Genomic DNA, 18,354 nt, shown 5'->3' with positions numbered 1-18,354 from the left:
GCCGAAGTCCCGGGTCTCGGGTCAGCCCCGCAGGATGAGGTCGTCGGCCACGTAGTAGAGCGCGACATCGATCTCGTCGACCGGAACACCGTGCTTCGCGTGGTAGGCGCAACGGTACAGCTCGAGTTGCAGCATCCGTGCCTCGCGCTCCGCCGCATTCGTCGGGGGCCGACCGGTCTTCCAGTCGACGATCTCGATCCGGTCGCCGCGGTCGGCCCGACGGTAGACGGCGTCGAGCTTGCAGATGATGACGTGCGGCAGGCCGTCCAGGTCGGTGACGGCGAAGTCGATCTCGGTCTCGACCTCGATGGGACGCAGGGCCGCCCACTCCGACCGTTCGAAGATCTGCTGCAGGCGGGCAAGATCGGCCGCGTCCTCCGCGGCTCCCTCGGGGAGCGGTGACTCATCGCTCTCCCACAGGGCGTCATCGAGCGAGCCGCCCGTCCCCACCATTCCCGATCGGTTTTCCACCCAGGCGTGGAAGAGCGTACCGAGCCTGGTCTGCCGGTAGGGCCGCTCGGGAAGCGGGCGCTCGATGGCCGCCACCGTGCCGGCGTAATCCGAGACGAACTCCTTGTACCGTGACGCCGGGATACGGGTGGGCGCTCTGCCTGCCGCGGGCGCGCGCCGTGCCGCCCGTTCGGCCAGCAGCAGCGCCAGATCGGTCTCGGCAGCGACCCGGGGGGCGCGTTCGGCAGCGCGCACGGCCTCGGCCGCGCGCGTCACCGCCGGGCGGCGGGAGCCGAGCGGATCGATCGGCCAGCTCAGCAGCCTTCGCTCACCCAGATAGGGGTTGTCTCCGGGCTCATCGACGGGAAGTTCGACCGCCAGCGCGGTCGCCATCTCATCGAGGAACACGCTGCGATCGCGGGGGCGCTTCGTGCCCGACCAGGGCGAACCGGTCAGCAGCAGGTGGTCGCGGGCGCGGGTGACCGCCACGTACGCGAGGCGTCGGTCTTCTTCGAGCTGGCGCGCACGGTTGGCGAGGATGAACTCGTCGATCGCCGCGCGCAGGTCCTGCTGGGTCGGCGCGACCTCTCGCTCCCACCCGAGCCGCGGCAGCCACTGCGCATCCCCGCGGAAGGCGTACGGCAGGACTCCGAAGTGCAGCCAGCCCCGGCTGTCGCGCGGCGCGCTGGGCAGCTCGTCCTTCACGAGGCGGACGACGGCCACCGCATCCCATTCGAGTCCCTTCGACCCGTGGATCGTGAGCAGCTGCACGACGTCGTCCTCGGGCGGCTCGGTGCGGGGGGCGAACTCGTCGAGCTGCTCGGCATGGTCGAGCCAGGCGAGCAGGCTCGACAGTGAGCCCGACTCGTCCGCGGCGAGGAAGGCGTGCAGCTCGTCGACGAACGCCCGCAGCTGGGCCGACGCGATGCGCGCCGGCCCGCGGGCCTCGTTCGCCGCGAGCTCTACGTCGAGCCGCAGCTCGAGCTCGATGAGCCGGACCAGTTCGGGCACCGGCAGACCGCTCGCCTGCCGGAGACCTGCGAACACGGATGCCGCGTCTCGCAGCCGCTCGCGGGCTTCGGGCGTGAACGGCTCGAGCCAGCCGTGGTCCGCCGGGTGGCGCAGCACGAAATCGAGGGCGTCGACCAGTGACGCGCTGTCGTCGCCGGCACCGGAGCGCACCCGCTCGGCCACCTCCGGGGCGAGGGGGGCCAAGGCCGAGTCGTGCCGCGCGATGCGGCGCGCGAGCTCGGCGAGCACCCGCAGGTCGGCAAGCCCGATCGACCACCGCGGGCCGGCGAGCAGGCGGATCAGCGCCGACCCCGCCGATGGATCGCTGATCACCCGCAGCGCCGAGACGACATCGACCACCTCGGGTGTGGACAGCAGTCCGCCGAGACCGAGGATCCGGTGCGGGATGCCTCGGCGCCCGAGTGCGTCGCCGAACCGCACCATGTGCTTCTTGCTGCGGAACAGCACTGCTCCGGTCGTCCGCGAGCCGCCCGCCGCGCGTTCGGACCGGACGCGCGCGAACCATTCCGCGACCCGGTCGGCCTCCGCATCCAGATCGGTGTCGAACCTGACCTCCACGTCGCCCGTGGGTGCCTGCGGACGCGCGCGCAGCGCCCCCACCGGGATGCTCGCGGACGCTGCCAGCGGCTCCAGCACCGCGTTCGCCGCCTGCAACACGCGCGCGCTGTTGCGCCAGCTCGTCAGCAGCGTGTACGTGGCCGACGGCCGGTCGGGCGAGAACGCGGCCGCGAAACCGCCGAGGTTGCCTGCACTGGCCCCCCGCCAGCCGTAGATCGCCTGGTGCGGATCACCGACCGCCATCACCGCGGTGCCGGCGAAGAGGGCTGCGAGCAGGTCGGTCTGCGACACCGATGTGTCCTGGTATTCGTCGAGGAGCACGACGCGATACCGCGACCGGAGCTCTTCGCCGACCGACGGGTGGCTGCGCACGACCTCGAGCGCACCGGCGACCTGGTCGGCGAAGTCGAGCACGCCCAGTCGCCGCTTCTGTGCCGCGTAGGTGCGGGCCAGTTCGCCCAGGAGTGGCAGCGCGCCGACCTTCTCGGCCGCCTCGGCGACGTCGGCGTAGACGACCGTGCCCTTCCTCGTCGACGGGCGCTCCACGACGTCGGCGAATCGCTCGGGGAACGCGATGAGCTCGTCCAGCGATACGAGGTTGTCGACGCTGTCACGGGCGATCCGTAGGGCTCCGTCGATGATGCTGCGCACCGCCTCGACCCGGCCCTCGAGTCTGGCGTCATCAGAACCCAAGACCACCCGGCGCATGAGCAACCACGCCGCCGACTCGGAGAGGATCGCCGCCTCCGGATCCCAGCCGATGCGTACCGCGTGCTCGCGCACGATCCCGTCGGCGAAGCTGTTGTACGTCGAGATGGTCGGGCGGTGCAGGAGCGCGTCGGATGCCGCAGCATCCCCCGCATCCTCCATCGGGCCTCGATCGAACGAGGCCAGCCGTTCGAGCGCGGCGTGCCGCGCCGCGTCTTTGCCGGCGCCGCTGGAGGAATCGTCGCGCTCGATCTGACCGAAGATCTCGAGCGCCCCCGCCTCGTGCAGAGCGGGGAGGGAGGGGAGCAGGCCCCGCCGCTCGAACTCCGCCAGGCGTCCGAGCCGCTTCTGCACGCGTTCGGCGAGCTCTCCCGCTGCTTTCCGGGTGAAGGTGAGGCCGAGCACCTCGTCGCGCCGGACGATGCCGTTCGCGACGAGCCACACGACGCGCGCGGCCATCGTCTCGGTCTTGCCGCTGCCCGCACCCGCCACGACCAGGGCGGGCTCGAGGGGGGCTTCGATCACGGCGGTCTGCTCGGCGGTCGGCGCGAACTGACCGAGGGCCGCCGCAATCGCGGCAGCCGAGAGGGACGGTGTCACGACGCGCTCACCGCCGCGATCGTGTGGATGCGGCAGAGCCCGTACGAGTGCTCGTCGCGGCAGTGCTCCTCGTACGGCGCCTCGAAGCTCGTGCCGCGCATCACCGCGACCGCGGACTGGATGCGCCCGAGGAATGCCGCGCGGCGCTCGTCGTCGAACGGGGGCTGTCGCGGTGTCACGTAGTCGGCGCGTGAGGTGGGGCGGAGCACCAGCAGCTGCGCCCCGCCGGGTGGATGCCCGACCGCCTCCGGGATGGCGCCCGCCTCGAACGCCAGCTGATATGCGGCGAGCTGAGGGTTGTCGATCACTTTCGCGTCGGTCTGCGGCTCGTGCTTGCCCGTCTTCAGATCCACGATCACCACGGTGCCCTCGGGGGTGAGCTCGACCCGGTCGATGTAGCCCGAGAGCACAACGCCGTGGGCGAACGCCTCTTCGTCGTCGACCGGGATCGCGACCTCGAAGTGCGGCTCCGCGCCGATCAGGCGACCGCCGACGTCATCGAAACGACGCAGGTACAGGTGCAGGCGGCGCACCAGATCCCGGGCACGCGTGCGCTCGGCGCGGTCACGCCACTCGGCCTCGAACGACAACTCTCCCCAGCGGTCTTCGACGATCCGCCACAGGCTCTCCTCTTCGGAGCCGTCGGCGTGTTCGAGCGCCGCGTGGATGATCGTCCCGATGCCCGCGGTCGTGCCCCCCGGATCGCCGCCGAGGTCGCCGATCACCCAGTTGAGCTCGCACTCCTCCAGCGTGTGCAGCCGCGAAGGCGACACTCTGACGTCTTCGTGAGCGAGATCGCGCAGGGGCGCTTCGGATGTCGGAGCACGCACGCCGTACCACTGCGCAGGATCGGCGCCCGGAACCTGTGCGTCGGCGAGAAGGGCGAGCTGACCGGCCGCACGCGTAGGAGAGCCGTCGCGGCCGCGCGCGTTCGCGGGGTCGGTCAGCGCGCGGCGGTGCAGCGCCACGAGCCCGCGCAGCGAGAGGGGATGCTCCATCGCACGTGAGGCGCGCTCGGGCGTCGGCAGGAACTCGAAGAACACGCTCGGCCCCGTGTCGTCATCGTCCACGGCGGTCACTATGAGCCGCTCCTGTGCACGCGACGCCGCGCGGACGAACAGCCGCAGCTCGTCGTGCATCGCGGAGCGACGTCGATCCAGGATGCCGGGGGCCGCCGCATCGTCGCGGGCCGCAGCATCCGCGAGCCGCCACGTGTCGAGCAGACTCCCGCGCAGCCGCGTGTTCGGCCAGATCCCGTCCTGGACGCCCGAGACCACGACGGTGTCGAACTCGGCACCGAGGGCCCCCGCAGGGGTGAGGATGCGCACCGATTCGGTCGGCGGCGGGGCGGCCAGGCGGTCTTCGGCGACATCGCTGTCGAGGATGCCCCGGAGGAACGCCCGAGGGTCGGCGTCGCGCCCGCGCTCGACGAACCGCTTCGCCGCCTCGAACAGCGCGACGACCGCGTCGAGGTCGCGACCGGCCTGCTCGGCGAGCGGGCCGCCGCCGCGGGCTGCCTCGCTCCACGCCCTCTCGAGCCTGCTCTGGTGCCACGCCGTCCAGAGCAGCTCGTGGATCGTCGCGCCCGCGGCATGCGCCTCCCGCAGCATCGACAGCGTGCGGGCGATCCGCGCCGCTCGGCGCGCTTCGCGTGTGTCGACCAGGTCGAATTCGAGCGGCTGCGCGAGCGCCGAGCCGAGCAGCTCGGTGCCCGGGCGTTCGCCGCCGGCGGTCAGCTCGGCGTGCCGCATCGCCGTGCGCAGGCGGCGCAGCTCGATCGGGTCGAGGCCGCCGTATGCGCCGAGCAGCGCGTCGGAGAGTTCGTCCGGGGTCCAGGTCGCAGCATCCCGCGTCGCCAGCTCGACGAGGCGCAGCAGGTCGCGCACCGGGCGCAGCACGCCGAGCGCGCGGCCTGGGCCGCTCGCGCGCGCGGGCACCTCACGTGCGGCCAGCTCCGCCTCCAGCGCCGCCACCTGACGGGTGTCGTGGGCGATCACCGCGAGCCTGCCCCACGGCACGCCGTCGTGCACGTGACGTTCGCGCAGCAGCCGCGCGATCGCGTCGAACTCTTCCGAGGCCGAGCGCAGTGTCAGGGTGCGCACCGATCCGTCCGGCGCCTCGCCCGACGGTGCACGGCGGTGGGCGACGACGCCGACGGCGCCGATGCGCTCGGTGATCGTGCGCACGAGGTCGATCTGGCCGGGCGTGCCGCGATGGGGGGTGGCGAGCACGAGCGGAGCCCCCAGCCGCCGCGCGAGCCGCGCGAAGTTCTCGGGGGTCGCGCCGCGGAAGGCGCCCGAACCGACGTCGGGATCGCCGAAAGCCATCACCGCGACGCCGCGGGCCACGCAGGCCTCGATCAGCTCGACGCCGCCGAGCGTCAGCTCCTGCGCGTCGTCGACGAGGATCGCCTCGAGTCGTGCGGCGCCTCCGAGCTCGGGCGCATCGCCGGGCGCCGCCGTACGGAGGACGCCCACCGCCTCGCGGACGAGCCCTGCCGCATCGCGATGCGCGCCGCGCATGTCGGCGCGCACGCGGAGGTACTCGGAGGAGAACGACGCCAGCGACACCCAGGCCTCCAGCTCGTGGGCGCGCCCGAGTTCCGCCAGCCGTGCGGGTTCGATCCCCAGTGTCGTGCACTCGCTGAGGAAGGTGCGGACATCGGTGCGGAATCCGCGGGTGGAGCGGATGCTCGGGCCCAACCACTGCGGCCACCGTGATCGCCCTGACCGTTCGTCCTCGGCATCCCCGTCCAACATGTCCTGCACGAGCTGATCCTCATCGCCGCCGGTGAGCAGCTGCGGCGGCTCGCCCCCGCGGAAGACCTCCGCGGCCCGGACCAGCTGAAACGCGAACGATGACACCGAGCGGGCGATGGGGCCGCTCGTGGCCCGGCCGACCACGAGGGCGAGGCGGTCGCGCAGGGCCGTCGCGGTCTGGCGCGAGGGCGTCAGCACGAGGATCGCGTCGGGATCGACACCGGCTGCGGCGAGCGCCGCCACGCGGGCGACGAGCGTCTCGGTCTTGCCCGTCCCCGGCGCTCCCGCCACGACGGCCGACGCGTGCGGGGGCAGCGCGATGATCGCGCGCTGGTCGTCGTCGAGCCGGTCCGGCTGCGGACCCGCGCCCGCGGTCGCCGGTGGATCGATCATCCGGCCACGCTATCGCGACGCGACGACACCGCTCCCGCGGCTCGGTAGGGGCGTTCGCCGAGAGCGTTCAGGGTACGACCTGACGCCTCATCGCCGTGTCGTAGAGTTGCCAATGCGCCAGGCAGATCCGAGCCCTCGGTCCTCGCCTGGAGGGCAGAAAGGCAGTCACCCGTGGAGATCCGCATCGGCATCGCGAACACCGGCCGTGAGCTCAGCTTCGAGACGAGCGAGCCGGCAGACGCCGTCAAGAAGTCGGTCGCGACCGCACTCGACGCCAGCGCCACGCACGTCACGTTCACCGACACCAAGGGCAACTCGTACATCGTGCCCACGACCGGTCTCGCGTACATCGAACTCGGCACCGAGGAGTCGCGCCGCGTCGGTTTCGTCGCCTGATGCAGATCCTCCTCGCCCTCATCGCCGGAGCAGTGCTCGGCATCGGCGCGCACTATGCGGCGCCCGGTCGCGAGACCCGCGGCGTCGCGCTGGGCCCGATCATCGGCGCGATCGTGGGCGGAGCCGTCTGGCTCCTGTTCACGTGGGCGGGAGTCGGCATCGACAACCCGTGGATCTGGCTCGTTTCCCTCATCGCGCCCTTCCCGATCGTGTACCCGGTGCTGCGTGTGCTCGCCGGCGTCCGCACGACGCACGACGACCGCGAGCGCGCCAGACTGCGCATCTCCTAGCACTGCAAGTGGCCGATAGCGCTGCTGGGCCCGATCAGGGCGCAGGCGCTCCGCACGCGGCGACCACGTAGTCGAACAGCGCACCGCGTTGCGCGTCGGTCGCCACGAGCGTGAGCGTGCCGGTGACCGCGGGGTCTCCGAGGATCTCGGCCGTCGTGTCGAAGCGGGTCCCGACCTTGTCTTCGGCGATCGCGTGCAGATCGCACCTGGCAGGCACCGCCTCCAGCAGCACCGTCGCCGTGCGCCCCGGTTCGACCGTGGTCGCCGGCTCCCACGTCCAGCCGCCGCCCGCCGGCTGGAGCAGCGTCGTGCTCTTGACCGAATCGAGTCGGATCGCCTCTTCGCCCTGCACGGTCGCGGTGACCGTGAGCACGGCGATGAGCCCGGCATCCGTCGTGCGGGTCGTGACGTCGGTGATGTGAACGGATGCTGTCGCATCGAGCTGCTGCGCGAAGCATTCCGCCGCCTGATGTCTGCCGAGGAAGCCGTACGGGTCGGCCACCGGGTACTCCGCCGACGCCGCACCGTCGGCGGTGGCGAAACCGATCTGCGCCGTGCCGGTCGCGGCGGCATCTCCGGCGCAATCGGTGCTCGGGATCGGGAAGGTGACCGATCGGTGCGAGCCGGCGGGGATGGTGAGCTCCCCCGACCAGGCGACCGCGCCGGAAAGGCTCGGGGTCGAGTACGAGGCGTTCGTCAGCGAGATCGCGTCCGAGCCGGCGTTCTCGATCACGATCGAGGCCTCGCCTTTCGCGATGTAGAGGCGGTCCTGCACGATCGACACGGTCACCCCGGTGGGCGCAGGCACGGGAGGAGCCGTCGGCGCACAGCCGGCGAGGGCCAGGATGAGCAGCGCACCCGCCGCGAGAGCCGCTCTCCGCGCCCTCATCACCGCGCTCATGCCTACGTCGCGCCCCTGATCACGCCGCGAGACCCATCGCGTCCATACGGCGCGAGTGGGCCGACATCAGCGCGGTGAAGACGGGCTCGACCTTCTTCTCGTCGGCGACCTGGAGCGTGGACGGCCGCAGCGCGGCGCGTGCGATCAGGAGTGTGTCGCCCACCAGGCGTCTCCCCCACAGTGCGAGCAGCGCACGCCATTGCGGGTCGCTGCCGATGGTCGCCCCGATGATGTCGACGATCGCCTGCCGATCGTCGTCGGCGTGCAGAATGCGGGCCACCTTGCGCCCGGTGTCGCCGTAGCTGGCCGAGAGCGACAGATAGAAGTCGTCGAGCATGCCCGCCGTGATGTGCACCGACAGCATCGTCTCCTGGGGGCGATTCCCGTGCGTCGCACGCCGGAACGCGTCCAGCGGCTCGCGGAACGGAAGCATGAGCGAGGTCGGATCGTCGCCGCGTTCCCGGATGAGGGCGATGAGCGCCTCGTGCTTGGTGAGCGCGGCACCCGCCGCGCGCGAGAGGGATTCCTTCTCGGCCAGCTCGGGCGTCGATGCGATCAGTTCGCTCAGCGTCTCGAAGTAGCCCAGCTGCAGGTAGGCGGCCTGACCGAGGAAGGTATCGACCTCGGGCGCGAGCTCGGCGAAGTCGACGCGGGTGGCATCGCTCTGATCGCCCCGTGAGCGCAGACTGAGCACCCGGTCCGCGGGGCGGCGCTGCCAGAACCACTTCACCACGCGCCACAGCCTAGCCGTCGAGCGCCTCGCGCCCCGGCATCCCGTGCCCTGGTGCGCATGCCGTCAATCCGGCGATCCACGCAAATCCCGGTATCGTGGGGGTGTCCCGGCATCGGATCGGGCCCCCGCGCCTGTGGATGAGTGAAGGGCGTGGAACACTCACCCCGGCGGCATCTCACCGCCAGACAGGCTCATATCGTGACGACCTTCGTCGAACTCGGCGTCGATCAGGACATCGTCGATGTCCTCGCCAGCAAGGGCATCGTGGATGCCTTTCCCATCCAGGAGCAGACGATTCCGCTGGGCATGCCCGGCCAGGACATCATCGGCCAGGCCAAGACCGGAACGGGCAAGACCTTCGGGTTCGGCATCCCCGTCGTCCAGCGTCTCGGACCCAACCCCGAGCACGGCGTCAAGGCGCTCATCGTCGTTCCCACCCGCGAGCTGTGCGTACAGGTCTATGAAGACATCGACATGCTCACCTCGGGCCGCAGCACAAGCGTCGTGGCGATCTACGGCGGCAAGGCCTACGAGGGTCAGATCGAGCAGCTCAGGGCCGGTGCGCAGATCGTCGTCGGCACCCCCGGGCGCCTCATCGACCTGAACAACCAGCGCCTGCTCGACCTGTCGCACGCGACCGAGGTCGTGCTCGACGAGGCAGACAAGATGCTCGACCTCGGCTTCCTCCCCGACATCGAGAAGATCTTCCAGAAGGTGCCGGCTATCCGCCACACCCAGCTGTTCTCTGCGACGATGCCCGGCCCGATCGTGGCGCTGGCCCGTCGCTTCATGACGAACCCGATCCATATCCGGGCCACCGACCCCGACGAGGGCCTGACCCAGGCGAACATCCGCCACCTCGTCTACCGGGCGCACTCGCTCGACAAGGACGAGGTCATCGCCCGCATCCTGCAGGCCGAGGGCCGCGGCAAGACCGTGATCTTCACGCGCACCAAGCGTGCGGCGCAGCGCCTCTCCGACGAGCTCGGCGACCGCGGCTTCAACACCGCATCGGTGCACGGCGACATGAGCCAGGAGGCGCGAGAGCGCTCGATGGCGGCGTTCAAGGCCGGCAAGAAAGACGTGCTGATCGCGACCGACGTGGCCGCGCGCGGCATCGACGTGGACGACGTGACGCACGTGATCAACCACACCATCCCCGACGACGAGAAGACCTATCTGCACCGCGCGGGCCGCACGGGCCGCGCAGGTAAGACCGGCATCGCCGTGACGTTCGTCGACTGGGACGATCTGCACAAGTGGGCGCTCATCAACCGCGCGCTCGAGTTCGGTCAGCCCGAGCCGACCGAGACGTACTCGTCGAGCCCGCACCTGCACTCCGACCTCGACATCCCCGCCGGCACCAAAGGTCGCCTGACGACGGCACCGCGCACGCAGACGGTCAAGACCCAGGATGCTGCGCGCAGCTCCTCTTCGGACCGCCACTCCTCCTCGGACCGCCGCTCGTCTTCGGATCGCAGCTCCTCGACGGATCGTGACGGAACGGGCCGTCGCCGGCGCCGGGCCGGCGAATCGACCGGACCCGCCCCCGCCACGGCCGGCACGACAACGACAGAGGTCATCGCCGAACACGGCGGCAATGACGGAGCCGACGGCGAAGGCACCCACGACGGCGGCGGAAACGAGCACCACGACGGCAACGCCGCGCCGCGCAGGCGTCGCCGTCGCCGCGGCGGCTCGCGCCCGAGCGGTGCTCCGGCAGGCGCCTGACCCTCCCCCGCAGCACCGCGACAGGAGATCTCACCGGTGCAGGACGATCTACGCCGATTCGTCCTGCACCGGTGAGGTCTCCTGTTCTCGCGGGACGGGCGGCCGGGGCGGGTACACCCACGCCACGAGCACGACCGAGATGATCATCAGCAGGAACCACGACACGAGCTTGGTAATCGACACCGGGTGCCAGCCGGCGAGCTGATCGGGATAGGCCCACGCGCCCGCCCACGTGGCGATGTTCTCGGCGAGATAGATGAACAGCGCCACTCCGGCGAAAGCGGCGGGGAGCGGCATCCTGATCGCCCTCCGCCAGTTGCGCGCGTACATGACCGTGCGCGCCCACAGCACGACCACGATGAGCAGCAGCACCCAGCGCAGGTCCCAGATCCAGTGGTGCGTGAAGAAGTTGGCGTAGATGAGCGCGGCGACGATCGCGGTGATCCACCGGCGGGGGTAGCGGGTGAAGCCGAGGTCGAACAGGCGGTACACGCGCACCATGTACGAGCCGACCGCGGCGTACATGAACCCGCTGAACAGGGGCACCGCTCCGATCCGGAGCACGCCCTCGGCGTCGTAGCTCCACGAGCCGACGTCGGTTTTGAACAGCTCCATCGCGGTGCCCGTGAGGTGGAACAGCACGATCACCCAGAGCTCACGCCCGGTCTCGAGGCGCGTCGAGACCATGATGATCTGGATCGCGATCGCGGCGAGCGTGAGGGCGTCGTTGCGGGCGAGGGCGGCGTCGTCCGGGTACCAGAGGCGTGCGGCGACGATGACCGCCAGCAGGGCGGCTCCGAAGATGCACGCCCAGCCCTGCTTGAGCACGAAGACCGTGACCTCGACGATCGCAGCTTTGACGCCCGTCTCGGGAGCACCGGCGAGGAATCGGTGCGCGGCGGCATCGATTCTGCGCTCGAGGGGTGTGGACTGGCGCATCACCGAAACGCTAATCGAGCCGAGGGATGCTGTCGCGCAGGGAGCGCGCTCGTCTACGCGTAGACGGGGGCGCTCCCTGTCGCCTGGGCGATGAGCCGGGCGACCATGTCGTCGGTCGTCGTGTTCTCGCCCGGCAGGTTGGGCTTGCCGAGGCCGTGGTAGTCGCTGGATCCCGTCACGATCAAATCGCGCTCGGCGCAGAGCCTGCGCAGCGTCCGCACCCCGCCTGGCAGGTTCTCGCGGTGCTCGAGCTCGAAACCGCCCAGGCCGGCCTCCAGCATCCTCTCCATGAGCGGACCCGGGAGCAGGCCCGCGCGGCCGGCGGGGTGGGCGATGATCGCCACACCCCCCGCCTCGGAGACGAGCCGGACCGCGGTGACGGGGTCGGGCGCGTAGAGCGCGACGTAGTAGTCGCCATCGGAGTCCAGGATGGTCGTGAACGCCTCCGTCCGGTCGCGCACATGCCCCCTCGCCACCAGCGCGTCGGCGATGTGCGGCCGCCCGACCGTGGCGCCGTCGGAGGTCTGCGCGAGGATGTCGTCCCAGTCCAGGTCGTAATCGTGCGAGATGCGCTCCGCCATGGTGCGCGCCCGATCGAGCCGCGACGAGCGGATGCGGTCGGTCATCGCGCGCAGGGCGGCGTCGTCCGGGTCGAACAGGTACGCGAGCACGTGGACGCTGCGCCATTCGTACTTGGCCGACAGCTCCATGCCGGGGATGAAGGTCATCCCGAGGGATGCTGTCGCCTCCGCCGCCTCCGCCCACCCCGAGGTCGTGTCGTGGTCAGTCAGAGCAACGGTGCGCAGGCCGTGCCGGTGCGCGGCGGCCATGACCTCGGCGGCCGACTCGGTGCCGTCGGAGTGCACGGAGTGCAGGTGCAGGTCGCTCGGTCCTGCGAATCGCTGCGTCCCCTGCACCCCACGAGCGTACCGCCCGCTTTCCCCGGGCCCCCGCCCTCGCCCACCCGATCCGCGAGACCGGAGGCGCACGCCGGGATCTCCCAGGCTGCTGACATAGATTTGCGGCGTGCTGCGTCTGCTGGGGATCCTCACGACCGTGCTCTGCGCGATCGCGGCGGCGATCCTCACCTGGCCGCAGTTCTTCCACCTCGAGCGCACCTTCCCGATCGCGCAGCTGGTGTCGTTCCGCGGGCCCGTCGCCCTCGCGTTCGCAGCATTCCTGCTCATCGCCCTGCTCCTTGCGATCGCCCGGCCGATCCGGGCATTCGCGCTGTCGCTGGCGCTCATCGCCTTGATCGCCGGCGGTGTCAACGGAGCCATCGTCATGACGCGCGGCATGGGCACCGACGCGCTTCCGCCCCAGACCCAGGCGAGCGTCCGCGTCATGACCTGGAACACCGCGGGTACCGCCACGACGCCGCAGGAGATCGCGCAGATCGCGGTGGCGATGGATGCCGACATCGTGACGCTGCCCGAAACCACGATCGAGACCGGCGAACAGGTGGCGATCGCGATGCGCGACCTCGGGCATCCGATGTGGGCGCATCACGCTGCCAACCCGTCGACCGAATGGGATGCCGGATCCACCACCCTGCTCATCTCGCCGGGCATGGGCGACTATTCGGTGATCGAATCGTCGCAGGACGGCACCAGCAACACCTCGACCGTGCCCAGCGCGGTCGCGATGCCCACGTCGGGCGTCGGTCCGACCGTCGTCGCGGCGCACGCCGTCGCACCGCGGCAGAGCTATATGCAGGACTGGCGAAGCGACCTGCAATGGCTCGCCGATCAGTGCGGCGCCGACGACGTCATCATGGCGGGCGACTTCAACGCCACGCTCGATCACATGAGCGGGCTCGGGGTCGACGGGGGGGCCCTCGGCCGATGCCACGATGCCGCCGTCGAGACGAACAACGGCGGGGTCGGCACGTGGTCGACGAAGTTTCCCGCGCTCCTGGGCGCGCCGATCGATCACGTGATGGCCTCGGCGAACTGGAAGCCCACCGGCTCCGTGGTGCTGCGCAACCTCGACTCTTCAGGCAGCGACCACCGCCCGCTCATCGTGCAGCTCGAACCGGCCGGCTGAGGGCCGTCGCGTTCAGCGTCTCGACACGCTCCGCCCGCCGGGTGGGACAATGAGGGCATGAACACCTCAGGCGACAGCACCACCGCGACCAGCACGACCGAGGCGCCCGCAGAGGCGACGCCCGTGCACCCGAATGCCGTCACCAACCGGCGTCAGCCGTTCCCGAAGGGCTTCCTCGACACGATCTCGACGGGGTGGGCCGAGCGCCCCGAGTCCGTTCCGCCGCAGCGCGAGCAGGCGCCGTTCGCCGCCGCCCGCCGCGAGGTCGTGTCGGCTGCGTTCCCCGGCAGGCGCCTGATCGTTCCCGCCGGTGAGGTGCGCGTGCGCAGCAACGACACCGATTATCCCTTCCGGCCGCACTCGGCCTTCGCCCACCTCACGGGGTGGGCCGCCGACTCCGAGCCCGGTGCGGTGCTCGTGTTCGACCCGAGCGATGCCGGTGGACATGACGTCACGCTCTACTTCCGTGAGCGCGCCGACCGCACGACGGCGGAGTTCTACGGCGATGCCTCGATCGGCGAGTTCTGGATCGGGCCTCGGCCCGCGCTGGCAGGCGTGGCCGCCGACCTCGGCGTGGCCGCCGCGCACATCGACGGTTTCGAGGCAGGCGAGGGCGACCTGGTGGTCGGCGAGGATGCCGATCTGACCCGCTTCGTCTCGGAGCTGCGGCTGACCAAGGACGACTACGAGATCGCCCAGCTGCGCCTGGCGGTCGAGGTGACCGCCCGCGGGTTCGATGACATCGTCGGCGATCTGCCGCGCATCATCGCTCACCCCCGAGGCGAGCGCATCGTCGAGGGCGTGTTCCATCAGCGCGCCCGCGCAGACGGCAACTGGGAGGGATACGACACGATCGCCGCGTCCGGCCCGCACGCGTGCTACCTGCACTGGACCCGCAACGACGGCGCGGTGGTCGCGGGCGACCTGATCCTCGTGGACGCCGGGGTCGAGGTCGACAGCCTGTACACCGCCGACATCACGCGCACGATCCCAGTGAGCGGCGCGTTCACCGCGACCCAGCGGCTGGTCTACGAGACGGTCCGCGAGGCGGCCGATGCGGCCTTCGCCGCCGCACAGCCCGGCGTGCGGTTCCGCTCGGTCCACGATGCGGCCATGGCCGTCATCGCGGCCAGGGTCGCCGAATGGGGCCTTCTGCCGGTGACGGCTCAAGAGGCGCTGGACGGCGAGCTCGGCGGCCAGCACCGGCGCTACATGGTGCACGGCACGAGCCATCACCTCGGCATCGACGTGCACGACTGCGCGCAGGCTCGACGCGAGATGTACTACGACGGCATCCTGGAGGCGGGCATGGTCTTCACGATCGAGCCCGGACTGTACTTCCAGATCGACGACCTCACCGTGCCGGAGGAATTCCGCGGCATCGGCGTGCGCATCGAGGACGACATCCTGATGACCGTCGACGGACCGGTGAGCCTCTCGGCCGACATCCCGCGCACGGCCGACGACGTCGAGGCGTGGGTGTCGCGGCTGCGCACCGAGTGAGCAGCGCGAAGGTATTCATGCGGCCGCCGACGTTCACGGCTCCCCCCGAATTCACCACCCGCCCGACCCTCGAGGGCACCTTCGGGATGTCGGCGTCGACCCACTGGCTGGCGACGGCGAGCGCGCAGGCCGTGCTCGAGCGCGGCGGCAACGCCTTCGACGCGGCAGTAGCGGGCGGGTTCGTCCTGCACGTGGTCGAGCCGCACCTGAACGGCCCGGGCGGCGACCTGGTCGGGATCTTCGCCACCGCCGCTGACCCCGCGACGCCGGTGGTGCTGATGGGCCAGGGACCGGCGCCGGCGGGCGCCTCGATCGAGCACTTCCGCGGCGAGGGACTCACGACCGTCCCGGGGGCGGGAGGGCTCGCCGCCGCCGTCCCGGGCGCCGTCGACGCGTGGCTCACCCTCCTGCGCGATCACGGCACGTGGGAGCTGGGCGAGGTGCTGTCGTTCGCGATCGGCTATGCGAGGAGCGGTCACCCGCTCTCGCCCACCGCTGCCGCGATGATCAGCCGGGTGGGCGCCCTGTTCACGGAGTCCTGGCCGTCGTCGGCGCAGCTGTGGATGCCGGAGGGCACCGCTCCCGCCGCGGGCACGATCATCCGCAACCCGGCGTACGCCGACGTTCTGGACGAACTCGTCGCGGCCACCAGCGATGCCCCCGATCGGGCGTCGCGCATCGATGCGGCACTGAACGCCTGGCGGCACGGACGCGTCGCGCACGAAGCATCCGCATTCCTCGCGCGACCGCACCGCCACTCGGACGGACGGGATCACGCCGGGGTGATCGCTCCCGCAGACTTCGCCGCGTTCGAAGCCGGCTACGAGCCGGCGGTCTCGGCCGAAGTATGGGGCCACACGGTGGCCAAAGCGGGCGCCTGGACGCAGGGTCCTGCGCTCCTGCAGACGCTGCTGCTGCTCGAAGGCCTCGGGACCGAATCGATAGACCCGTCGACAGCGCACGGCGCACGCCATCGTCGAGGCGCTCAAGCTCGCGTTCGCCGACCGCGACGCGTACTTCGGCGACGCGTCCGACGACGGCGATGTGCTCGTCGCAGAGCTGCTGGCTCCGCCGTACATCGCCGCGCGCCGCGCCCTGATCGGCCCACGTGCATCGCACGACTGGCGGCCCGGCGCGGTGGGCGGGCGCGTGGCGTTCCGCCCGCCGCTCGTGTCCGACCGGCCCGGGCAGGCTGCCGCAGGAGTCGGTGAGCCGACGGTGGCGCGATCGGGCGAAACCCGTGGAGACACGTGCCACATCGACGTCGTCGACCGGTGGGGCAACATCATCGCCGTGACCTCCTCCGGTGGGTGGCTGCAGTCCTCGCCGACGATCCCCTCGCTCGGCTTCTGCCTCGGCACGCGCCTCCAGGCGACCTGGCTGGATGAGGCATCCCCGTCCGCGTTGCGGCCCGGTCGACGCCCGCGCACCACTCTGACTCCGACGCTGGTGCTCCGCGAGGGTCGGGCGGTGATGGCGCTCGGAACCCCCGGTGGCGATCAGCAGGAGCAGTGGCAGGTTCCGGTGCTCGTGCGGATGCTCGTGGGCGGGTACGCACCGCAGCAGGCGATCGACGCGCCGAACCTCCACACGACCGCGCTGATCGACTCGTTCTGGCCCCGTGGGTGGGACCAGGCCGGCGTGGTCGTCGAGGCCCGCATCGGCGACGACGTGGTCGACGGGCTCAGAAGCCGTGGGCACGCCGTCACGCGCGCCGGCGACTGGGCTCTGGGGCGCCTCTCGGCGGTGGGGATCGACCACGACCGAGGACTACTGTGGGCGGCCGCCAACCCGCGGGGGATGCTGGGATACGCCGCGGGTCGCTGAACCGCCCCCGTGGACTCAGCCGCGTTCCCGCAGGAACGCCGCAATCACTAGGGCGAGCCCCGCGCCGATCTCGTCGGCCGGACGTCGGCGTCCCTTCACCTCGAACGAGTGGCCTCCGCCGTCGATCCAGTGGATGCGGGCGTCTCGGCACGACGCGACCGCCTCCTCGAGCTGGGCGTGCGGGTCGATGAACGGGTCGTTCGTCCCCTCCACGAACAGCTGCGGAGCGGCGATGGCCGGAAGGTGCGCGATACGGGGTGCGGAGGGGTTTCCCGGCGGATGCAGCGGGTAGCCGAGGTAGACGAGCCCCGCAGGATCGATCACGCCCTCCGCGGCGGCCATCGACGCCATGCGCCCGCCGTAGGACTTGCCCGCTGCCCAGAACGGCGCATCGGGCACGCGCTCGCGGGTGAAGGCCTCGAGGGCACCCCACGTGGCGACCGCGTGCGCGGCCGGTCCCGGCATCCGTCGTCCTGCCTCGGAGTACGGGAAGGTGAAACGGACGGTCGCCACCCCCTCCGCCCGCATTCCGCGCGAGACGCCGAGGAGGAACGGATGCCGCATCCCGGCGCCCGCCCCGTGCGCGAGGCCGAGCACGGCCCAGGGTTTCTCGGGCCCCTCGACCTCGACCGAGACGTCGACGAGGCCGCCGGGCAACGTCACGGACAGGCGTTCGTCCACGATCGACTCAGCGGGAGGGCGTGGACTGGTCGTCCTGCCCCGCCGCGGGCCCGTCGGGCGCGGGCGCGTCCGGCGCAGCAGCGGGCGCGGCAGGAGCCGGCGCGTCCGGAGCGGACGCGGGAGGCGCGCCGGGAGACACGGGGTGCTGCGGCACGCGTTCGCCGTACCGCGGGCGCTCCGCTTCGCCTTCGGGCTGAGCGGTGACGGGCGGCGCAGCGGGCGCAGGTCGTCGCGTCACGGCCGGTCGGGCCCGCGCGGAGGTGCTCTGTGCGGCAGTGTCCTGCGCGGACGAGTTCTGCTCGGGCGAGTTCTGCGCGCCGAGGATCTGACGTGCGCGATGGATCGACCCCGCCGACACGGCGATGTCGTAACTGGCGGCGATCACCTGCATGACGGACGCGAAGTCTCTGCGCCGGCGGACGAACGAGTACGTGACGATGCTCAGGAGCATGCCGATCGCGATGCCGACGAAGAGCACTCCGACGAAGACCTGGATGGGTACCGATGGAGTGCCCAGCACCACGATCGCCGAGAAGAACAGGCCGAGCAGGACGCCGTTGATCGCGCCCGAACGCGCCGCTGCGGCGTAGCCGAGACGCCCGGTGACGCGCTCCACCGACCGCAGTCCCTGCCCGACGATGGCGATGTCCTTCGCCGGAACCTCACCCGCGATGAGCGTGGAGACGGCCTTCTGCGCGGCTTCGTAGGTGGGGTACGTCGCGATCGTCTCACCGACCTCGCCACGCCCCTGCGGAATCCGCGGGCCCATCATGCTCATGCGTTCCATCTTCGCACGCGGCGCGGCGC

The 18,354-nt window shown here is 71.2% G+C and carries 13 protein-coding genes and 1 pseudogene; 6 read left to right on the top strand and 8 right to left on the bottom strand.

The window, feature by feature from the left end; genetic code table 11:
• Window positions 1-21: 21 nt before the first annotated feature.
• Both ACFE6Z_RS01340 and ACFE6Z_RS01335 read right to left on the bottom strand, forming a co-directional pair.
• Window positions 22-3,348, bottom strand: coding sequence for a UvrD-helicase domain-containing protein (locus ACFE6Z_RS01340; RefSeq protein WP_375383891.1), 3,327 nt, complete (start codon window positions 3,346-3,348; stop codon window positions 22-24).
• The gene (locus tag ACFE6Z_RS01335) at window positions 3,345-6,500 is read right to left on the bottom strand and encodes a PD-(D/E)XK nuclease family protein (RefSeq protein WP_375383890.1); all 3,156 of its coding nucleotides are present in this window, start codon (window positions 6,498-6,500) and stop codon (window positions 3,345-3,347) included. The genes ACFE6Z_RS01340 and ACFE6Z_RS01335 overlap by 4 nt, the downstream gene beginning before the upstream one ends.
• Window positions 6,501-6,671: 171 nt before the next feature.
• Here ACFE6Z_RS01335 and ACFE6Z_RS01330 point away from each other — a divergent pair, with 171 nt between their 5' ends.
• Together ACFE6Z_RS01330 and ACFE6Z_RS01325 are read left to right on the top strand one after the other, a co-directional pair.
• Window positions 6,672-6,896 (top strand): DUF3107 domain-containing protein, encoded by a 225-nt coding sequence (locus ACFE6Z_RS01330; RefSeq protein ID WP_375383889.1) that lies wholly within the window; start codon window positions 6,672-6,674, stop codon window positions 6,894-6,896.
• Complete coding sequence (locus ACFE6Z_RS01325; protein ID WP_375383888.1) at window positions 6,896-7,186, top strand: hypothetical protein; 291 nt, start codon at window positions 6,896-6,898, stop codon at window positions 7,184-7,186. The genes ACFE6Z_RS01330 and ACFE6Z_RS01325 overlap by 1 nt, the downstream gene beginning before the upstream one ends.
• Before the next feature lie 34 nt (window positions 7,187-7,220).
• Here the strand turns inward: ACFE6Z_RS01325 and ACFE6Z_RS01320 are convergent, their stop codons facing one another.
• Entirely contained in the window at window positions 7,221-7,994 is a 774-nt protein-coding gene (locus ACFE6Z_RS01320; protein WP_375383887.1) for a hypothetical protein, read from the bottom strand.
• Window positions 7,995-8,106: 112 nt separating this feature from the next.
• Entirely contained in the window at window positions 8,107-8,820 is a 714-nt protein-coding gene (locus tag ACFE6Z_RS01315) for a ferritin-like fold-containing protein (protein ID WP_375383886.1), read from the bottom strand.
• Window positions 8,821-9,018: 198 nt separating this feature from the next.
• Between ACFE6Z_RS01315 and ACFE6Z_RS01310 the strand changes: the two genes are divergently transcribed.
• Window positions 9,019-10,551, top strand: a complete 1,533-nt coding sequence (locus tag ACFE6Z_RS01310; protein ID WP_375383885.1) for a DEAD/DEAH box helicase — start codon at window positions 9,019-9,021, stop codon at window positions 10,549-10,551.
• A gap of 48 nt (window positions 10,552-10,599) precedes the next feature.
• Here the strand turns inward: ACFE6Z_RS01310 and ACFE6Z_RS01305 are convergent, their stop codons facing one another.
• Window positions 10,600-11,490, bottom strand: coding sequence for a DUF817 domain-containing protein (locus ACFE6Z_RS01305; protein WP_375383884.1), 891 nt, complete (start codon window positions 11,488-11,490; stop codon window positions 10,600-10,602).
• 53 nt (window positions 11,491-11,543) lie between these two features.
• The gene (locus tag ACFE6Z_RS01300) at window positions 11,544-12,407 is read right to left on the bottom strand and encodes a PHP domain-containing protein (protein WP_375383883.1); all 864 of its coding nucleotides are present in this window, start codon (window positions 12,405-12,407) and stop codon (window positions 11,544-11,546) included.
• Between the two features lie 109 nt (window positions 12,408-12,516).
• Here ACFE6Z_RS01300 and ACFE6Z_RS01295 point away from each other — a divergent pair, with 109 nt between their 5' ends.
• From ACFE6Z_RS01295 to ACFE6Z_RS01285, 3 genes and pseudogenes are all read left to right on the top strand, one after another.
• Window positions 12,517-13,536 carry an endonuclease/exonuclease/phosphatase family protein gene (locus tag ACFE6Z_RS01295; protein WP_375383882.1) on the top strand — a complete coding sequence of 340 codons (1,020 nt, stop codon included), beginning with the start codon at window positions 12,517-12,519 and terminating at the stop codon, window positions 13,534-13,536.
• 57 nt (window positions 13,537-13,593) lie between these two features.
• Window positions 13,594-15,039, top strand: a complete 1,446-nt coding sequence (locus tag ACFE6Z_RS01290; RefSeq protein ID WP_375383881.1) for an aminopeptidase P family protein — start codon at window positions 13,594-13,596, stop codon at window positions 15,037-15,039.
• A gap of 17 nt (window positions 15,040-15,056) precedes the next feature.
• Window positions 15,057-16,866 (top strand): annotated as a pseudogene (locus ACFE6Z_RS01285) (gamma-glutamyltransferase family protein).
• 15 nt (window positions 16,867-16,881) lie between these two features.
• Here the strand turns inward: ACFE6Z_RS01285 and ACFE6Z_RS01280 are convergent.
• On the bottom strand, window positions 16,882-17,550 hold the full coding sequence (locus ACFE6Z_RS01280) for an alpha/beta family hydrolase (RefSeq protein WP_375384628.1): 669 nt from the start codon (window positions 17,548-17,550) through the stop codon (window positions 16,882-16,884).
• A gap of 4 nt (window positions 17,551-17,554) precedes the next feature.
• Complete coding sequence (locus ACFE6Z_RS01275) at window positions 17,555-18,325, bottom strand: general stress protein (protein WP_375383880.1); 771 nt, start codon at window positions 18,323-18,325, stop codon at window positions 17,555-17,557.
• Window positions 18,326-18,354: the final 29 nt, after the last annotated feature.

It is taken from the genome of uncultured Microbacterium sp. (genome assembly GCF_964244775.1).
Lineage (GTDB): Bacteria > Actinomycetota > Actinomycetes > Actinomycetales > Microbacteriaceae > Microbacterium.
This window is presented reverse-complemented; position numbering and strand designations above follow the sequence as displayed.